Genomic DNA, 16,756 nt, shown 5'->3' with positions numbered 1-16,756 from the left:
CTCTGCCCAGGAGCGAACTACATGGATGCGCAAACTCGTCGAGCCCAGGCGTTCAAGGCCTTGCACGAACGTGAAGGGGCTTTTGTCATTCCCAACCCGTGGGATGTCGGTTCGGCCAAGATGTTGGCCAGCCTCGGCTTTGAAGCCCTGGCGACCACCAGTGCCGGCCATGCTTTTTCCTTGGGCCGGCCCGATGGCGCGCTGGGCCTGGAGGACACGCTGGCCAATGTGCGGGCGATTGTGGCGGCCACCGACCTGCCCGTAGCCGTGGACCTGGAAAATGGTTTTGCCGATGCCCCCGACGATTGCGCGCGTAACCTGCTCCGTGCGGCAGAGGCCGGTGCGGTGGGTGGTTCGATCGAGGATGCCACGGGGCGCGAAGACAGCCCGATCTATTGCTTCGAGCATGCGGTGGCACGGGTCAAGGCCGCCGCCGACGCAGTGCGCAGCTTGCCGTACCCCTTCCTGCTGACCGCCCGGGCGGAGAACTTCCTGCACGGCAATCCGGACCTGGACGACACCATTCGCCGCTTGAAGGCCTTCGCAGACGCGGGGGCCGACGTGTTGTACGCCCCGGGGCTGAGCAGTGCCGAGCAAGTGCTTGCAGTGGTGCGGGCCGTGGCGCCGAAACCGGTGAACGTGCTGATGTCCGGGGCGCTGGACCTGACCGTCGCGCAGTTGAGTGAACTGGGGGTCAAGCGCATCAGCGTCGGATCGGCCCTGGCTCTGGCGGCCTATGGCGAGTTCTTCCGCGCCGCCGAAGAAATCCAGCAGCAGGGCACATTCACTTTCACGCGCCGCTCGATGCCATTCAAGCAGGCCAACCAATTATTCAAGGGTTGAGGCCCGAGGCAACGTCGTGCGGTTTTTGAAAGTTCTTGCTGTCGTGGCACTGCTCGTTGGCGTCGCAGTGCTGGGGGTATGGCGCGGCCGGGTGTCGCTGCCGCCCCAATGGAATCCCTGGGCGCCGCTGGACGTCAACCTTGCGCCGAACCTGCTGACCCGTTTCAAACTCATGGCCCTGCGCAACGACCCGCAGCTCTGCGACCAGGCCCTCGCCACCTCGGGGCTGCGCACCGCTCGCCAGGCTGACAGCGGTGCCCATACAGATTGCCCGCTGACCAACGTGCTGAGGGTACAGGGCGGTGAGGTGGCCCTGAGCAGCAGTTTCCTTGCCAGTTGCCCGTTGGCGGTGGCGTTCGCGCTATTCGAGCGCCATGCGTTGCAGCCGGCGGCAGTCGCGACCTATGGCCAGAGAGTGGCACGGGTTGATCATCTCGGCAGTTTTGCCTGCCGCAACATGTACGGTCGGGAAAGCGGGGCGCGCAGTCAGCACGCCACCGCCAGTGCGCTGGACATCGCCGGGTTTCGCCTGGCCGATGGCCGCACGATCAGCGTGCTCAGGGACTGGCCGAAGGACAGCGCCGACGCGCGGTTCCTGCGCCAGGTACGCGAGGGCGCCTGCGATATGTTCAGTGTGGTCTTGAGCCCGGATTACAACGCGGCGCACCGCAACCATTTTCATCTGGACGTGGGACCATGGTGGATCTGTCGCTGATTCAGGCGGCGATACGCAGATTCTGCAGCACGATCGGACGTGCCCAGCGGGTGTCGAAGTCCAGTTGTTTCTGTTGTGCCACCAATTCCTCTTCCGGGAAGGGCGGGAACGGCTTGTCCAGCAAGTCGAGTTCGAACTCGGCGATTGGCAGGTGCAGTGGGCGCGGTTGCGGTGCCGGGCCGGGCTCCGGCAGCGGTTGGCCGGCGGTGAGAACGAGTGGACGAACCCAGTTGCTTTCGAAGGTCTGCTGTTTTTGCTGGGCGGCGATTTCTTCCGCTGGGAAAGGTGGGAACGGCTTGTCCAGCAGATCGAGTTCGAATTCGGCGATGGGCAGGAACAACGGCTCAGGCGGCTTGACCGGTGTATCGGTCACTTCGCAGGTGCGCTGGCTGATGATGTGTTCCAGCAACTCGGCGCCGAGGGTCGGTTCAACCGCTTCATCGAGGGCCACTGGCTGGTAGCTGCCAGGCGCCGGTGCGTTATCACCCAGTTGATCGGCCAGGGCCCGGGCGAAAAAATCCTGCCACAGGTGACTGACGCCGCTCAGCGCTTGGGTGTTACGCAGGCTGTAATCGCCGTAAGGGGAGATAACGCCTATCGATGTGGATTGAATGTCTGACATTTTTCTCGGTCGACGCTCAGCTCTGGCAAAATACCGTTCACCGTTGTTATCGGCCGTTTTTGCCGATCCTTAATTTTTTGAGCATGTTTCCATGAGTGAGCAACCCGCGGCCTGCCGCATCCATGTCGAGGCCTTGGCCCCGGCCTTTCAACCGCAGGCCGAGCACTGGGCCGAGCGGCTTGGCCTGCCTTTGCAGGTGGACGATGGCGAGTTTGCCTTGCAGGTCGGCGAGCAGGGGTTGCAGTTGCAGCAACTGGGCCCGGACGCGCCAGGGCCGGTGCGGGTGGACTTCGTCGAGGGCGGTGCGGCCCACCGTCGGTTGTACGGCGGCGGCAGTGGCCAGATGATCGCCAAGGCGGTCGGCATTGCCCAAGGTGTGCGGCCACGAGTGCTGGATGCCACCGCCGGGTTGGGCAAGGATGCGTTTGTGCTGGCCAGCCTGGGCTGCGAGATGAGCCTGATCGAGCGTCAACCGCTGATTGGAGCGCTGTTGGAGGATGGCCTGGCCCGTGGGGCGGAGGATTTCGACGTGGCGCCCATCGTGGCGCGCATGCGCTTGCTCAAGGGCAATTCCATCGAGGTGATGCGCAACTGGGAGGGCGAGCCGCCCCAGGTCATCTACCTGGACCCGATGTTTCCCCATCGGGAGAAAACCGCCCTGGTGAAGAAGGAAATGCGCTTGTTCCGCCCCCTGGTGGGCGATGACCCGGACGCCCCGGCGCTGCTGGCCGCGGCCCTGGCCCTGGCGACTCACCGGGTGGTGGTCAAGCGCCCACGCAAGGCCCCATGTATCGAAGGGCCGAAGCCAAGTCATGGGCTCGATGGCAAATCCAGTCGCTACGACATCTACCCCAAGAAAGCGCTCAAGCCCTGAGACCGTGTCGCCTGTATCGCGAGCAAGCTCTCACATTGGATCTGTGGCGTTCATCTAACCCTACAAGCGAGCTTGCTCGCGATGTGGCCCTTCCAGTCAGCGAAAGGCTACCGGTCGAGCTAAGGCCGATAAGCCCGCATGAACAACCCCACCACTTCCTGTACATGGGCCTCGGCGGCTTCGCCTTCCAACTGAGGCCCGCAGCCGTATAACAGACGGAAGTTCGCCGCGCCCTTGATCAGGCAGAAGAAATGCTCGGCGGCATTGCGCGGTTTGTCGATGCTCAGGGCGCCGCTCTGGTTGACCTTGATCAGCAGCCGCTCCATGCCTGAGAGCATCCGCTGTGGGCCTGCTTCGTAGAAGATCGTCGAGAGCTTCGGGTCTTGGCTGCCCAGGGCCATGATCAGCCGATGCAGGTTCAACGATTCCTCGCTGCTGACGAGCTGGTGGAAGCCACGGGCGATGTTCAGCAGCACGTGTTCGATCGGAACGCCGTCCGGCCATTCGAAAAACAGCGGCGGCACCTGCTCTTCACATTTGGCTATCACGGCAGCGGAAAACAGCGTCTCCTTGTCGTTGAAGTGACTGTAGACCGTCAGCTTCGAGACCCCGGCCTCGGTAGCGACGGCGTCCATGCTGGTACTGGCGTAACCCATGCTCACGAACAAGCGCTTCGCCGCGTCGAGAATGGCCTGGCGCTTGGCCAGGTCCTTGGGACGGCCGGGACCGGAGGGGATTGGAGGATTGTTCGACATTCTTCGCTTTAATACTGGACTGGTGAGTTTGCTATTAATAACATACTCGCCAGTATAATTATTCCAAGCACCATTAGCGAAAGGTCACTCGCCATGTTCCGCTATGCCTTGCCCCTCGCCGTGCCAGTCACCCTGGCTTTTTTATTGTCTGCGTGCGGTCATGACGAGCCGGTCCCGGTCGCCGTGCGCCCCGCCATGGTGGTGAAACCACAGCCTTCGGCCCAGGCGATGGACAGTTACCCCGGCGAAGTGCGCGCCCGTTTCGAGCCCGACCTGGCTTTTCGCATTGGTGGCAAAGTGAGTCGACGCCTGGTCGAAGAGGGTCAGCGGGTCAAGGCCAATCAACCATTGGCCGAGCTCGACCCCGAAGATGTGCGCCTGCAACTGGAAGCTGCCCGTGCCCAGGTCGCCGCCGCCGAGGCCAACCTGAACCTGGTACGCGCCGAGCGTGACCGCTACAAAACCTTGATGGAACGGCAGATGGTCAGCCGCTCCCAGTACGACAACGCCGAAAACCTTTACCGATCCGGCACCGCGCGGCTCAAGCAGATCAAGGCCGAGTTCGACGTCGCCAACAACCAGGCCAGTTATTCGATATTGCGTGCGCCCCAGGATGGCGTCGTTGCCCGGCGTTCGGTGGAAGTCGGGCAGGTGGTGTCGGCCGGGCAAACCGTCTTTACCCTGGCCACCGACGGCGAGCGTGAAGTGCTGATCAGTCTGCCGGAGCAGGGTTTTGGCCGGTTCAAGATCGGCCAGCCGGTTTCGGTCGAACTGTGGAGCCAGCCCGACCAGCGCTTCAGCGGACGCATTCGCGAGCTGTCGCCGGCCGCCGATCCCAAGTCTCGCACCTTCGCCGCCCGTGTGGCTTTCACCGCCGGCAACGTTCCGGCCGAGCTGGGCCAGAGTGCGCGGGTGTTTATCCAGACCGCCGACAAGGTGCCGCTGTCGGTGCCCTTGTCGGCTTTGACGGCTGAAAATGGCGCGACCTATGTCTGGGTAGTCAACGCCAACAACACCCTGAAGAAAGTCCCGGTGCGGGTCGGCGCCTTCGGCGAAAAGACTGTTCCGGTGCTGGAAGGCCTCAGCCCCGATGATTGGGTGGTGGCGGCCGGCGTGCATGTGCTCCTCGACGGCCAGCAGGTGCGGCCGGTGGATCGCTCCAACCGCGTGGTCAATCTGACGGCCAAGGAGTAATCCCCGATGGGTTTCAATCTTTCCGAATGGGCGCTGCGCAACCGCCAGATCGTACTGTTCCTGATGTTGTTGCTGGCCGTCGTTGGCGCGCTTTCCTACACCAAGCTCGGCCAGAGCGAAGACCCGCCGTTCACCTTCAAGGCCATGGTCATCCGCACCAACTGGCCGGGCGCCACGGCCGAGGAAGTCTCGCGACAGGTCACTGAGCGCATCGAAAAGAAGCTGATGGAAACCGGCGATTACGAAAGAATCGTCTCGTTCTCCCGTCCGGGCGAGTCCCAGGTGACCTTCATGGCCCGTGACTCCCTGCATTCGGTACAGATCCCCGAGCTGTGGTACCAGATCCGCAAGAAAATCAGTGACATCCGCCACACCTTGCCGCCGGGTATCCAAGGGCCATTTTTCAACGATGAATTCGGCACCACCTTCGGCAACATCTATGCGCTGACCGGTGACGGCTTCGACTACGCCGTGCTCAAGGACTACGCCGACCGCATCCAGATCCAGCTGCAACGGGTCAAGGACGTGGGCAAGGTCGAACTGCTCGGTTTGCAGGACGAGAAGATCTGGATCGAGTTGTCGAACGTGAAGCTGGCGACCCTCGGCCTGCCCTTGGCGGCTGTCCAGCAGGCCTTGGAAGAGCAGAACGCCGTGTCGACCGCTGGCTTCTTCGAAACCGGCAGCGAGCGACTGCAGCTACGGGTTTCCGGGAATTTCCAGACCGTGGAAGAGATCCGCAACTTTCCGATCCGGGTCGCCGATCGTACGTTCCGTATCAGTGATCTGGCGGATGTGCGCCGGGGGTTCAATGACCCACCGGCGCCACGCATGCGTTTCATGGGTGAAGATGCCATCGGCCTGGCCGTGGCCATGAAGGACGGTGGCGACATCCTGGTGCTGGGCAAGGCCCTCGAGGTCGATTTTGCCCGGATCCAGAACACGCTCCCGGCCGGCATGCAATTGCGCAAGGTGTCGGACCAGCCGGCGGCGGTGAAGACCGGGGTCGGTGAGTTCGTCCAGGTGTTGGTGGAAGCGCTGACGATTGTGTTGCTGGTGAGCTTCTTCTCCCTTGGGCTGCGCACCGGGATGGTGGTGGCCCTGGCGATCCCGCTGGTGCTGGCAATGACGTTTGCCGCGATGTACTACCTGGGCATCGGCCTGCACAAGATTTCCCTCGGCGCGCTGGTATTGGCGCTGGGGCTGCTGGTGGACGACGCGATCATCGCGGTGGAGATGATGGCGATCAAGATGGAGCAGGGCTTCGACCGGATCAAGGCCGCCAGTTTTGCGTGGACCAGCACGGCATTCCCGATGCTCACCGGTACGTTGATCACCGCGGCCGGCTTCCTGCCAATCGCCACCGCGCAATCGGGCACCGGCGAATACACCCGTTCGATTTTCCAGGTCGTGACCCTGGCATTGCTGGCATCCTGGGTGGCTGCCGTGGTGTTTGTGCCGTACCTGGGGGAAAAGCTCCTGCCGGACCTGGCGAAAATTCACGCGGCCAAACATGGCACGGCTGACGGCCAGACCGACCCGTACGGCACGCCGTTCTATCAGCGTGTCCGGCGGATGGTGGAGTGGTGCGTACGTCGCCGCAAAACCGTCATCATCCTGACCGTGCTGTTGTTCGTCGGCTCGGTGGTGTTGTTCCGTTTCGTGCCGCAGCAGTTCTTCCCGGCATCGGGGCGGCTGGAACTGATGGTCGACCTGAAGCTGCAGGAAGGCGCCTCCCTGAGCAACACCGCCGAGCAGGTCAAGCGCCTTGAAGCGCTGCTCAAGGACCACGCGGGCATCGACAATTACGTGGCCTACGTCGGCACCGGTTCACCGCGCTTCTATCTGCCGCTGGATCAACAACTGCCGGCGTCCAGCTTTGCCCAGTTCGTGGTGCTGGCCAAGACCATCGAAGACCGCGAACCTTTGCGCAGTTGGTTGATCGCGACCCTGAACGAACAGTTCCCGACCCTGCGCTCGCGGGTCACTCGCCTGGAAAACGGCCCGCCGGTCGGCTACCCGGTGCAGTTCCGCGTCACGGGCGAGCACATCGAAAAGGTCCGCGCCCTGGCGCGCAAAGTGGCGGAGAAAGTTCGCGAAAACCCTTATGTGACCAATGTGCACCTGGACTGGGAAGAGCCGAGCAAGGTGGTGTACCTGAACGTCGATCAGGACCGTGCCCGAGCCCTCGGGGTGAGCACGGCCACCCTGGCAAGCTTCCTGCGCAGCTCCCTTACCGGCTCCAGCGTCAGCCAGTACCGGGAAGATAACGAACTGATCGAGATCCTGCTGCGTGGCACGGTGCATGAGCGCACCGAGTTGTCGTTGCTGCCGAGCCTGGCGGTGCCGACCGACAACGGCAAGAGCGTTGCCCTGTCGCAGATCGCGACCTTGGAATACGGTTTCGAAGAAGGCGTGATCTGGCACCGCAACCGCTTGCCGAGCGTGACCGTACGGGCCGATATCTACGGCAAGGAACAACCGGCGACGCTGGTGCAGCAGATCTTCCCGACCCTGGAGCCGATTCGTGCGCAACTGCCGGACGGTTACCTGCTGGAGGTGGGCGGTACGGTAGAGGATTCGGCCCGCGGCCAGAAATCGGTGAACGCCGGGGTGCCGTTGTTCATCGTGGTGGTGTTGACCCTGCTGATGCTGCAACTGCGCAGTTTTTCGCGCACGGCCATGGTGTTTCTCACCGCGCCACTGGGGTTGATCGGTGTCACGCTGTTCCTGTTGATGTTTCGCCAGCCGTTTGGTTTTGTCGCCATGCTCGGTACGATCGCGCTGTCGGGGATGATCATGCGCAACTCGGTGATCCTGGTGGACCAGATCGAACAGGACATCAAGGCGGGGCTGTCGCCCTGGCAGGCGATCATCGAAGCGACAGTGCGCCGCTTCCGCCCGATTGTGCTCACGGCACTGGCGGCGGTGCTGGCGATGATCCCGCTGTCGCGCAGCCTGTTCTTCGGCCCGATGGCCGTGGCGATCATGGGCGGGTTGATCGTGGCGACGGCGTTGACGTTGCTGTTTTTGCCCGCGTTGTATGCGGCTTGGTTCAGGGTCAAGAAAACCTGATCAACAGCTGCACACCGAACCTGTGGCGAGGGAGCTTGCTCCCGCTGGGCTGCGTAGCGGCCCCAAGCTTTTGCGGTTGCTGCGCAACCGAGCGGGAGCAAGCTCCCTCGCCACGGGATCGTGGTTTGTCAGCTAGGCAGTGTGTTCATCGCGAGCAAGCTCCTTCAGTTGGTTCGGGTTGGGGCTCAGAGGGTGCCGAAAACCTTCTTCGCCAAGCTGGTCGCCGCCGCCGCCGGGTTCTGGCGAATGATGGCTTCCTGCTTGCCGATCATCTCGAACAAGCCGTCCAGCGCCTGCTCGGTCACGTAGTTCTCGATGTTGGCGCTCTTGGTGTCGAGCACACCGAAGGTCGCGGCCTGGCCGGCGAAGGCATTGTATTTCTGCGCCAGGCCGACCTTGTCGGTGGCTTGCTTGACGATGGGCAGGAACTTGGCGCGGATCTGCTCGCGGCTGCTCTTGTTCAGGTATTGCGTGGCAGAGTCTTGGCCGCCGCTGAGAATGCCCTTGGCATCGTCCACGCTCATGTTCTTCACGGCATTGACCAGGATCGGCTGAGCCTGGACCACGGCAGCCTCAGCGGCCTGGTTCATGCTGGTTTCCAGTTGATCGACCTGTTCACCCATGCCGAAGGCCTTCATCTTGCTGGCGACTTTGCCCAGCTTGCCTGGCAGTTCGATTTTCACATCCGGGTTGTTGCTGAAGCCGCCGGGTGTGCCCAGTTGCTTGACCGCCACCTGCGCGCCTTGGGTCAAGGCGTCCTTGAGACCGCCCGTGGCGTCTTTTTGCGACAGGTCGCCCAAGGACAGGGCCATGGCATTGGCGCAGATCAACAGGCCCGCGCACAGGCCGGTGAAACGGAGAGTAGGACGGAGCATGAGGGCTTCCTTGAAGAGAATTTGAAAAGGACTCAGCGTGCGGCGTTGACGCGAATCTTCAACGGCTGCGGATCCTTGCCATCGAGTTGCACGGTGTGTTGTTCGGTGGTGATGAACATCAACTGGCCGTCCACTTCGATGCGGGCGCTCACGGCATAACGGTGGCCGGGCTTGACCTGGGTTGGATCATAACTGAGGTGGAACGGCAGCGGGACCTGGCCTTTGATCGGGCCGCTCTGCTCATCGAGGACCACCGCAGGGGCGTCGGCGAGGGAAACGTCCTGCAGGCTCACGCTCAAGGTAGCGTTGGGTGGCAGGGCAATGCGTTGCAGATAGAACACTTCGCCATCGAGGGCCGCAACGGTCGTGGAGGGGGGCGTTGCCGATTGGCAAGCGGCCAGTAATGCCATGGATGCAAGCAGAGCAAGTTTTTTCATTGGATGCACCTGGCTCATTGACGCCAGCCACACGGGCGTCAATGAGCATTTAGCGGATTTGCGTCCAAGCATCCATTCGTAACGTCGCGGTTCAGGAACCGAACGCGGGTGCTTGAACAGTTTCAGCCAGCGATGCTGGCGCCAGGCTCAGCGGGATGTCAACGTGTTGATTGCCGCCATCCCAGGTGAAGGCCTGTTCGGTTTCAAGAAAAAGAGCGGTGTCGCCTCGGTACGCTTGTGCCTTGACCGAGAGTTTCTCCCCTACGGGTGTCATCTTGGGCTCGACAAGAAAGCGATATTGCCAAGGCTGCTGGGCCGCTGGCTCCTTAGGCGCCACATTGGAGCCCTGGCCGCCGCTGGCGCTGATCTGTGCACCGGCTGCATTTCGCACACTGACTTCGGTGCGAGCGTCTTCCGGGAGTTGAAAGCCTTCGGGCAGTTGCAGGGTTAACGTGATGATGTTCATGCTGAATTCCTTTTCAGTACGTCGACATTGACGTGAACCCATCCTAGAGGCCTGCTCCAAAGTTCTCTGTAGGCCTTTTCTTCGTTTGACGTCACCTTAGCCGCTGCGCGGTGTCGGAGTAAACTCGTTGACTGCCCCATCAACTCACCGGAACCTCCCATGTTTCTCGGTGAGTGATCGGCAACCTTCAACTGTCGGGGCTGATGGCGACGTCCGCTGCATCGTCACTGCGATGCAGCGCCACCTGACGGATCGACAGGCGAATTTCCGCTGGCAGCACCCGCTTGGCTGCGCCTTCGGCCAGTTCGCCCAGCAGCTCGTGGTAGCTGAGTTTGCCGGCTTCGTCGCGGCGCAGTACATCGAGGTCGAGCATCGTCTGGATGAAGTGGCGGAACAGGCTCTTGTCGAAGAACTCCGGCGCATTCAGGCCATGCAGGATCGACAGGCGCTGGGCCATGACGGTGCAGAGGTCTTCCAGCTCTTCGGCGCTGACGCTGTTCTGGCCGCTGTTGAGCAGCAGCGAGACGGTCATGTAGAAGCGCTGCAAGGTCTGGGCAATGCTTTTTGACAGCAGGGTCAGCAGCACGAAATGCCGCGAACTTGGCGCCGGACGCAGGTACAGGTCTTTTTCGAAACGCAGCAGCCCTTGTTCGACGAATGCTTCAAGCCACTGGTCGACCACGCCGTCCAGTTCTTCCAGCGACCAGCGAATGAACAATTCCGATTGCAGGTACGGGTACAACGCATGGGTGTAGCGCAGGATCTGCTCGCGACTCATGCGCGAGCTGCTCTGGAAGAAGCTCGCCAGCAACGCCGGCAGGGCGAAGATGTGCAGGACGTTGTTGCGGTAGTAGGTCATCAGTACCGCGTTCTGCTCATCCAGGTACAGAATCTTGCCCAGGGCATCGCTCTGTTCCGACAGCAGGTCCATGCCTTTTACATGTTCGATCAGCACCCGGCCATCGCCTTCGGGCAGGGTGGTGTGGGGCGAGTACGGGACCTTGCGCAGCAACGCCAGGTACAGGTCCAGCACCCGGGCCATGGCGCGGTCGTCCAGGGCCAGGCGGCTGGTGGACAGCAGCGCCAGGGCGACCAGGTTGACCGGGTTGATCGCAGCGGCTTCGTTCAGGTGCCGGGCCACGCGCTCGCCGAGGCGGTGGGTGGTCGCGTTGAGCCAGGCCGGCTTGAACTGCGGGCCCAGCTCCTGTTGGCGCCAACCCGGTTGTTCGACGTCGAGGAATTCCGCCAGCTTGATCGGTTCACCGAAGTTCACCGCCACCTGGCCGAAGCGTTGCTTGAGGGCGCCGATGACCTTGAAGATGTCGAAGATCGATTCTTTTTTCTTGCTGGCCCCACGCAGTTCGCCCAGGTAGGTGCGGCCTTCCAGTACGCGCTCATAACCAATGTAGACCGGCACGAACACGATGGGCATGCGCGATGAACGCAGGAAACTGCGCAGGGTGATGGCGAGCATGCCGGTCTTGGGTTGCAGCATGCGCCCGGTGCGCGAACGCCCACCCTCGACGAAGTACTCCACCGGGAAACCTTTGGTGAACAGCGTGTGCAGGTATTCGTTGAACACGGCGGTGTAGAGCGGGTTGCCCTTGAAGGTGCGACGCATGAAGAACGCCCCGCCACGGCGCAGCAGGCCACCGATCACCGGCATGTTGAGGTTGATGCCGGCGGCGATGTGCGGCGGCGTCAGGCCGTTGCGAAACAACAGGTACGACAGCAGCAAGTAGTCGATGTGGCTGCGGTGGCACGGCACGTAGATGACTTCGTGGCCCTGGGCAACGTTTTGCACACCTTCGATGTGGTTGACCTTGATGCCGTCGTAGATCTTGTTCCAGAACCAGCTGAGCACCACTTCCAGAAAGCGGATCGCGGTGTAGGTGTAGTCCGAGGCGATTTCGTTGCCATAGCGCAGGGCCTGGGCCTTGGCTTTTTCCGGGGTGATCTTTTCCCGCTCGGCCTCGTCGATAATCGCCTGCTTGACCAGCGGCTGGTTCAGCAGGCCCTTGACCAGGTTGCGCCGATGGGAAATGTCGGGGCCGATGACCGCGGCCTTCAGGTTGCGAAAGTGCACCCGCAGGATCCGTTGGGCCATGCGCACGGTGCGTTCGTGGCCCTTGTCATGCTCGATCAGCTCGCGCAGATGGATCGGCGCGGAGAACTGCACGCGGGTCTTGCGCCCCAGGATCATGATGCTCAACAGGCGACGCAGGCGCCCGGTGACGGCCCAACTGTCGGCGAACAACAGCTTCCAGGGGCTGGACTCGCTGTCGGGCGACTGGCCCCAGAACACGCTGACCGGGATGATCTGCGCGTCTTCGGCGGCATTGTGGGTCAGGGCGTTGACCAGCCGCGTCAGGGTGGGCGGCGCACCGCGCTTGTCCTGGCGCCCGATCCAGTCCGGCGCCGGCGTCAGGTAGAAAAACGCCGCCGGCTCCAGCAGGTTACCCACCGAGACCGGCAGCACCGGACGGGGCAGGCCGGCCTTGGTGCATTCGGTGTCGAGCACCGCCAGGTCAGTGAGCGAAGGATCTTGCAGGACGTAGAACACCGGACGACTGCGGTCGAGGTTGAGGGTGAAGGACGACTGGTTGATCGTCTCTGAGCGAACCCAGAGGTACAACAGTCGGCGCAGGGTGCCAAACACAAGACGGCGGAACGGGGAGCGGGTCATACGGCTTCTGCATGAGTGAATAAAACCGAGCGGCTGCTCGGGCTCGCTAGTGTGCCGGATTCATCGAAAATCGGCAAAAAAGCGCCGAAGTAAAGTCAGTTGAGAGTTTTTCCGGGTGTCATATACTCGCCAGGTTGCTACCCGGCCTCCCCATGGACGGCCTGACGGTGGTGAAAGTTCGTACGGCTTTCCATCGAAAAGCCGACTTATAAGATAAAAATGGGAGTGAGCATCATGGCAGCACGGGAAACCGGCAGTGTGAAGTGGTTCAACGACGCCAAGGGTTACGGCTTCATCCAACGCGAAGGTGGGGCGGATGTGTTCGTGCATTACCGCGCCATCCGCGGTGAAGGCCACCGTTCCCTGACCGAAGGCCAGCAGGTCGAATACGCCGTCGTGGAAGGCCAGAAAGGCCTGCAGGCTGAGGATGTGGTGGGGTTGTAAACCGCATTCACTGGCTACACAAAACCCATTGCGGGAGCGAGCTTGCTCGCGATAGCGGTGTGTCAGTCACTTCTAGTCTGGCTGATCTGCCGCTATCGTGAGCAAGCTCGCTCCCACATTGGCTCTTCGGTGGGCTGGAAGTCAGCGTCACGCCGTCTTCCAGGTAATCTCTTCTTCCCCGTCGGCACTGATGCGAATCCAGCGATCCGCCGATTCCTCGCCTTCTTCCTCGACCCATGACCCAGGCGCGCAGCGCACTTCGACGTTCAGTGCGGCGAAGGCGGCGCGGGCGCAGGCGATGTCGTCTTCCCACGGGGTCTGGTCACTTTCCAGGTACAGGCTGTTCCATTTGCCCACGGCCTTGGGCAGCCAGGTCACCGGGATGTTGCCGGCCTTGCACTTGTAGGTCTGGCCTTTCTGGACCCAGTCGCTGCACGGGCCCAGGGCCTGGCCGAGCCAGGCGGCGATGGCCTTGTGGTCGACGTCGGCGTCTTTGAGGTAAATCTCGATATCGGGTTGGCGCATGGATATCCTCGCTGCGGTCTTGAAAAATCCATTCGCGGATTTAACGGGGCCCGAGCGGTTGCCCGGGCCCGGAATCAAAAGGTTATTGAAGAACGAAATAATCGTAGCGCATCGACACCGTGACCTGGAACGGCTCGGCCTGCTCGATCACGCTGGCACGGCGTTCGGCACTGGCGCGCCAGCCGTGGGGCGTCATGGCCAGCAGATTGGCGCGGTCCTGGCCATTGGCGAGCGTCAGCTTGAATTCGAGGGTTTCACTGTGATCCAGCACCATGCCCGGCGGCACCAGGGCCAGGTGCTTGTCGTCGATGTATTCGCGCACTTCGTCGTACAGGCGCTCGCGCAATTCCATCAGGTGGCCGGCGGTGGGGCCGACTTTCATCAGGCCGCCGCCGGGGCTGAGCAAGCGCTTGGCCTCCTGCCAGTCCAGCGGACTGAACACGCTGGCCAGGAACTGGCAGCAGCCGTCCGCCAGCGGCACCCGGGCCATGCTGGCGATCAACCAGGTCAGATGCGGATTGCGTTTGCAGGCGCGCTTGACCGCTTCTCGGGAAATGTCCAGGGCATAGCCATCGGCGTAGGGCAACGCTTCAGCGATCTGCGCGGTGTAGTAGCCCTCGCCACAACCAATATCCAGCCAGCGTCCGGGCGCGCGTTCGGCGGCCAGTTCCGCTAGGCGCCGGGCGACCGGGGCGTAATGCCCGGCGTTGAGGAAGTTGCGCCGGGCTTCGACCATCGCCTGGTTGTCGCCGGGGTCGCGGCTGTTCTTGTGCTGCACCGGCAGCAGGTTCAGGTAACCCTGCCGCGCGCGGTCGAAGCGGTGGCCGGCCGGGCACACCACGCCGTTGTCCACCGCGTTCAGCGGTTCACTGCAAATAGGGCAGGCGAGCATCAGGCGAGCAACTTGATCAGCGTCTTGTAGTAGATCTCGGTCAGTACGTCGAGATCGGCGGCCAGTACGCGTTCGTTGACCTGGTGGATGGTCGCGTTGACCGGCCCCAGTTCCACCACTTGCGTACCCATGGTGGCGATGAAGCGACCGTCGGACGTGCCGCCGCTGGTGGACGCCTGGGTCTCCCGGCCGGTAACGTCCTTGATGCTCGACGATACGGCGTCGAGCAGCGCACCGGGTTCGGTGAGGAACGGCAGGCCAGACAGCGCCCAGTCGATGTGCCAGTCCAACTGATGCTTGTCGAGGATGTCGGCGACGCGCTGTTGCAGGCCTTCGACGGTGGACTCGGTGGAGAAACGGAAGTTGAACACCGCCACCAGGTCACCGGGGATCACGTTGGTCGCGCCGGTGCCGGCGTTGAGGTTGGAGATCTGGAAACTGGTGGGCGGGAAGAAGTCGTTGCCGTGGTCCCAATGCTCGGCGGCCAATTCTGCCAACGCTGGAGCGGCCAGGTGGATCGGGTTTTTCGCCAGGTGTGGATAAGCCACGTGGCCTTGTTTGCCGCGCACGGTCAACTTCGCGCCGAGGGAACCGCGCCGGCCATTCTTGACCACGTCGCCCACCAGCGTGGTGCTCGACGGTTCGCCGACGATGCACCAGTCCAGTCGTTCCTGACGGGCCTTGAGGCGCTCGATCACGGCCTTGGTGCCGTGGTGGGCCGGGCCTTCTTCATCGCTGGTGATCAGGAAGGTCAGCGAGCCCTTGTGGTCCGGGTAGTCGGCGACGAACCGTTCGGCTGCCACGACCATCGCCGCCAGGCTGCCTTTCATGTCCGCCGCGCCACGACCGCAGAGCATGCCATGCTCGTCGATGACCGCATCGAACGGGTCGAGCTGCCAGGCCTGCACCGGACCGGTCGGCACCACGTCGGTGTGCCCGGCGAAGCACAGCACCGGGCCGTCATGCTTGCCGTGGCTGGCCCAGAAGTTATCCACATCCTCGATGCGCATCGGTTCGAGCGTAAAGCCTGCGTTGCCCAGGCGCTGCATCATCAGTTTCTGGCAATCGGCATCCACCGGCGTCACGGACGGACGGCGGATCAGATCGCAGGCGAGTTGCAGGGTCGGCGAGAGGTCGGCGTGGGCCGTCATGGAAGCTCCGGAAATATAGAATGGACGCAAGGCTTGTACAGGCGCGGGCAGGCTCGCGCAAAATGGCAGTTATCTTATAGCAAAACGACCACCATGGGCCCCTGGTGCGGGACAGGTAGAACACAAAACCTGTGGGAGCGAGCTTGCTCGCGATGGCGTCAGATCAGCCAGCATCGATGTCGACTGATACACCGCCATCGCGAGCAAGCTCGCTCCCACAGAGGTTTTGCTTAATTTGCTCCAGCAAAGCCCTATAATGCGCGCCGGTTTTTGGGGTAATGGTCATGAGTACAGAAGATCCACGGTTTGCCGGCATCGCCCGTTTATATGGCATCGAAGGCCTGGCGCGCCTGCGGGCGGCCCATGTGGCAATTGTCGGGGTGGGCGGTGTCGGCTCCTGGGCGGCGGAAGCCATCGCCCGTTGCGGCGTGGGCGAGATCTCGCTATTCGACCTGGACGATGTTTGCGTCAGCAACGCCAACCGTCAGTTGCACGCACTGGACAGCACCGTCGGCAAGCCCAAGGTCGAGGTCATGGCCGAGCGGCTGCGCGGGATCAACCCCGATTGCACGGTGCATGCGGTGGCCGACTTTGTCACCCGCGACACCATGGCCGAATACATCACACCGAACATTGACTGCGTGATCGATTGCATCGACAGCGTCAACGCCAAGGCTGCGCTGATCGCCTGGTGCAAGCGCCGCAAGATCCAGATCATCACCACCGGTGGCGCGGGCGGGCAGATCGACCCGACGCTGATCCAGGTCTGCGACTTGAACCGCACGTTCAACGATCCACTGGCCTCCAAGGTACGTTCCACCTTGCGCCGCGACTACGGCTTTTCCCGCACCGTGACCCGCCACTACAGCGTGCCTTGCGTGTTCTCCACCGAACAACTGCGCTACCCGAAACCGGACGGCAGCATTTGCCTGCAGAAAAGTTTTGTCGGCGACGGCGTCAAGCTCGACTGCGCCGGTGGGTTTGGCGCGGTGATGATGGTCACGGCGACGTTTGGCATGGTCGCGGCGACCAAGGCTGTGGATAAGATTGTGGCCGGAGTGCGGCGACCGGCTGACAGGGTCAAGCCTGGGCAGTGAGCGCTTTTGTGGCGAGGGAGCTTGCTCCCGCTGGGCCGCGAAGCGGCCCCCCATTGGCGGCGTCAATCATGCTGAATCCAAGGCGGCTGCTTCGCAGCCGAGCGGGAG

General features: G+C 62.4%; 16 protein-coding genes. 7 read left to right on the top strand and 9 right to left on the bottom strand.

What is annotated here, in order from left to right:
- Positions 1–21 precede the first annotated feature (21 nt).
- Together BLU76_RS14965 and BLU76_RS14960 are read left to right on the top strand one after the other, a co-directional pair.
- A complete protein-coding gene (locus tag BLU76_RS14965; protein ID WP_092144005.1) occupies positions 22–843 on the top strand; it encodes an isocitrate lyase/PEP mutase family protein in 822 nt (273 codons plus the stop codon).
- 16 nt (positions 844–859) lie between these two features.
- Positions 860–1,558 (top strand): extensin-like domain-containing protein, encoded by a 699-nt coding sequence (locus BLU76_RS14960; RefSeq protein ID WP_092223269.1) that lies wholly within the window; start codon positions 860–862, stop codon positions 1,556–1,558.
- Position 1,559: 1 nt separating this feature from the next.
- Here the strand turns inward: BLU76_RS14960 and BLU76_RS14955 are convergent, their stop codons facing one another.
- Positions 1,560–2,180 (bottom strand): energy transducer TonB, encoded by a 621-nt coding sequence (locus BLU76_RS14955; RefSeq protein WP_092144011.1) that lies wholly within the window; start codon positions 2,178–2,180, stop codon positions 1,560–1,562.
- A 91-nt stretch (positions 2,181–2,271) separates the two neighbouring features.
- On the opposite strand from BLU76_RS14955, the gene BLU76_RS14950 reads away from it, so the two are divergent.
- The gene (locus BLU76_RS14950) at positions 2,272–3,054 is read left to right on the top strand and encodes a class I SAM-dependent methyltransferase (RefSeq protein ID WP_092144014.1); all 783 of its coding nucleotides are present in this window, start codon (positions 2,272–2,274) and stop codon (positions 3,052–3,054) included.
- A 119-nt stretch (positions 3,055–3,173) separates the two neighbouring features.
- Here the strand turns inward: BLU76_RS14950 and BLU76_RS14945 are convergent, their stop codons facing one another.
- Complete coding sequence (locus BLU76_RS14945; protein WP_092223267.1) at positions 3,174–3,809, bottom strand: TetR/AcrR family transcriptional regulator; 636 nt, start codon at positions 3,807–3,809, stop codon at positions 3,174–3,176.
- A 93-nt stretch (positions 3,810–3,902) separates the two neighbouring features.
- On the opposite strand from BLU76_RS14945, the gene BLU76_RS14940 reads away from it, so the two are divergent.
- Together BLU76_RS14940 and BLU76_RS14935 are read left to right on the top strand one after the other, a co-directional pair.
- Entirely contained in the window at positions 3,903–5,003 is a 1,101-nt protein-coding gene (locus BLU76_RS14940) for an efflux RND transporter periplasmic adaptor subunit (RefSeq protein WP_092144020.1), read from the top strand.
- A gap of 6 nt (positions 5,004–5,009) precedes the next feature.
- Entirely contained in the window at positions 5,010–8,075 is a 3,066-nt protein-coding gene (locus tag BLU76_RS14935; protein ID WP_092144024.1) for an efflux RND transporter permease subunit, read from the top strand.
- A 185-nt stretch (positions 8,076–8,260) separates the two neighbouring features.
- Here BLU76_RS14935 and BLU76_RS14930 read toward each other — a convergent pair whose 3' ends face one another.
- From BLU76_RS14930 to plsB, 4 genes are all read right to left on the bottom strand, one after another.
- Complete coding sequence (locus tag BLU76_RS14930) at positions 8,261–8,950, bottom strand: DUF4197 domain-containing protein (RefSeq protein WP_092223265.1); 690 nt, start codon at positions 8,948–8,950, stop codon at positions 8,261–8,263.
- Between the two features lie 32 nt (positions 8,951–8,982).
- Complete coding sequence (locus BLU76_RS14925; protein WP_063322781.1) at positions 8,983–9,387, bottom strand: YbaY family lipoprotein; 405 nt, start codon at positions 9,385–9,387, stop codon at positions 8,983–8,985.
- A gap of 91 nt (positions 9,388–9,478) precedes the next feature.
- On the bottom strand, positions 9,479–9,853 hold the full coding sequence (locus BLU76_RS14920) for a hypothetical protein (protein WP_092144030.1): 375 nt from the start codon (positions 9,851–9,853) through the stop codon (positions 9,479–9,481).
- 187 nt (positions 9,854–10,040) lie between these two features.
- Complete coding sequence (gene plsB, locus BLU76_RS14915; RefSeq protein WP_092223263.1) at positions 10,041–12,539, bottom strand: glycerol-3-phosphate 1-O-acyltransferase PlsB; 2,499 nt, start codon at positions 12,537–12,539, stop codon at positions 10,041–10,043.
- Positions 12,540–12,773: 234 nt separating this feature from the next.
- Between plsB and BLU76_RS14910 the strand changes: the two genes are divergently transcribed.
- Positions 12,774–12,983: a cold shock domain-containing protein gene (locus BLU76_RS14910; RefSeq protein ID WP_003198198.1), complete on the top strand. Its 210-nt coding sequence runs from the start codon at positions 12,774–12,776 to the stop codon at positions 12,981–12,983.
- Between the two features lie 147 nt (positions 12,984–13,130).
- On the opposite strand, the gene BLU76_RS14905 is transcribed toward BLU76_RS14910, so the two are convergent.
- The 3 genes from BLU76_RS14905 to dapE all read right to left on the bottom strand — a co-directional run bounded on the left by BLU76_RS14905 (position 13,131) and on the right by dapE (position 15,551).
- Complete coding sequence (locus BLU76_RS14905; protein WP_003198200.1) at positions 13,131–13,508, bottom strand: hypothetical protein; 378 nt, start codon at positions 13,506–13,508, stop codon at positions 13,131–13,133.
- 82 nt (positions 13,509–13,590) lie between these two features.
- The gene (locus tag BLU76_RS14900; RefSeq protein WP_092223261.1) at positions 13,591–14,400 is read right to left on the bottom strand and encodes a putative RNA methyltransferase; all 810 of its coding nucleotides are present in this window, start codon (positions 14,398–14,400) and stop codon (positions 13,591–13,593) included.
- Positions 14,400–15,551, bottom strand: a complete 1,152-nt coding sequence (gene dapE, locus BLU76_RS14895; RefSeq protein WP_092144038.1) for a succinyl-diaminopimelate desuccinylase — start codon at positions 15,549–15,551, stop codon at positions 14,400–14,402. The genes BLU76_RS14900 and dapE overlap by 1 nt, the downstream gene beginning before the upstream one ends.
- A 278-nt stretch (positions 15,552–15,829) precedes the next feature.
- On the opposite strand from dapE, the gene tcdA reads away from it, so the two are divergent.
- The gene (tcdA, locus tag BLU76_RS14890) at positions 15,830–16,648 is read left to right on the top strand and encodes a tRNA cyclic N6-threonylcarbamoyladenosine(37) synthase TcdA (protein ID WP_063322775.1); all 819 of its coding nucleotides are present in this window, start codon (positions 15,830–15,832) and stop codon (positions 16,646–16,648) included.
- Positions 16,649–16,756: the final 108 nt, after the last annotated feature.

Source organism: Pseudomonas sp. NFACC08-1, assembly GCF_900106735.1.
Classification (GTDB): domain Bacteria; phylum Pseudomonadota; class Gammaproteobacteria; order Pseudomonadales; family Pseudomonadaceae; genus Aquipseudomonas; species Aquipseudomonas fluorescens_Q.
This window is presented reverse-complemented; position numbering and strand designations above follow the sequence as displayed.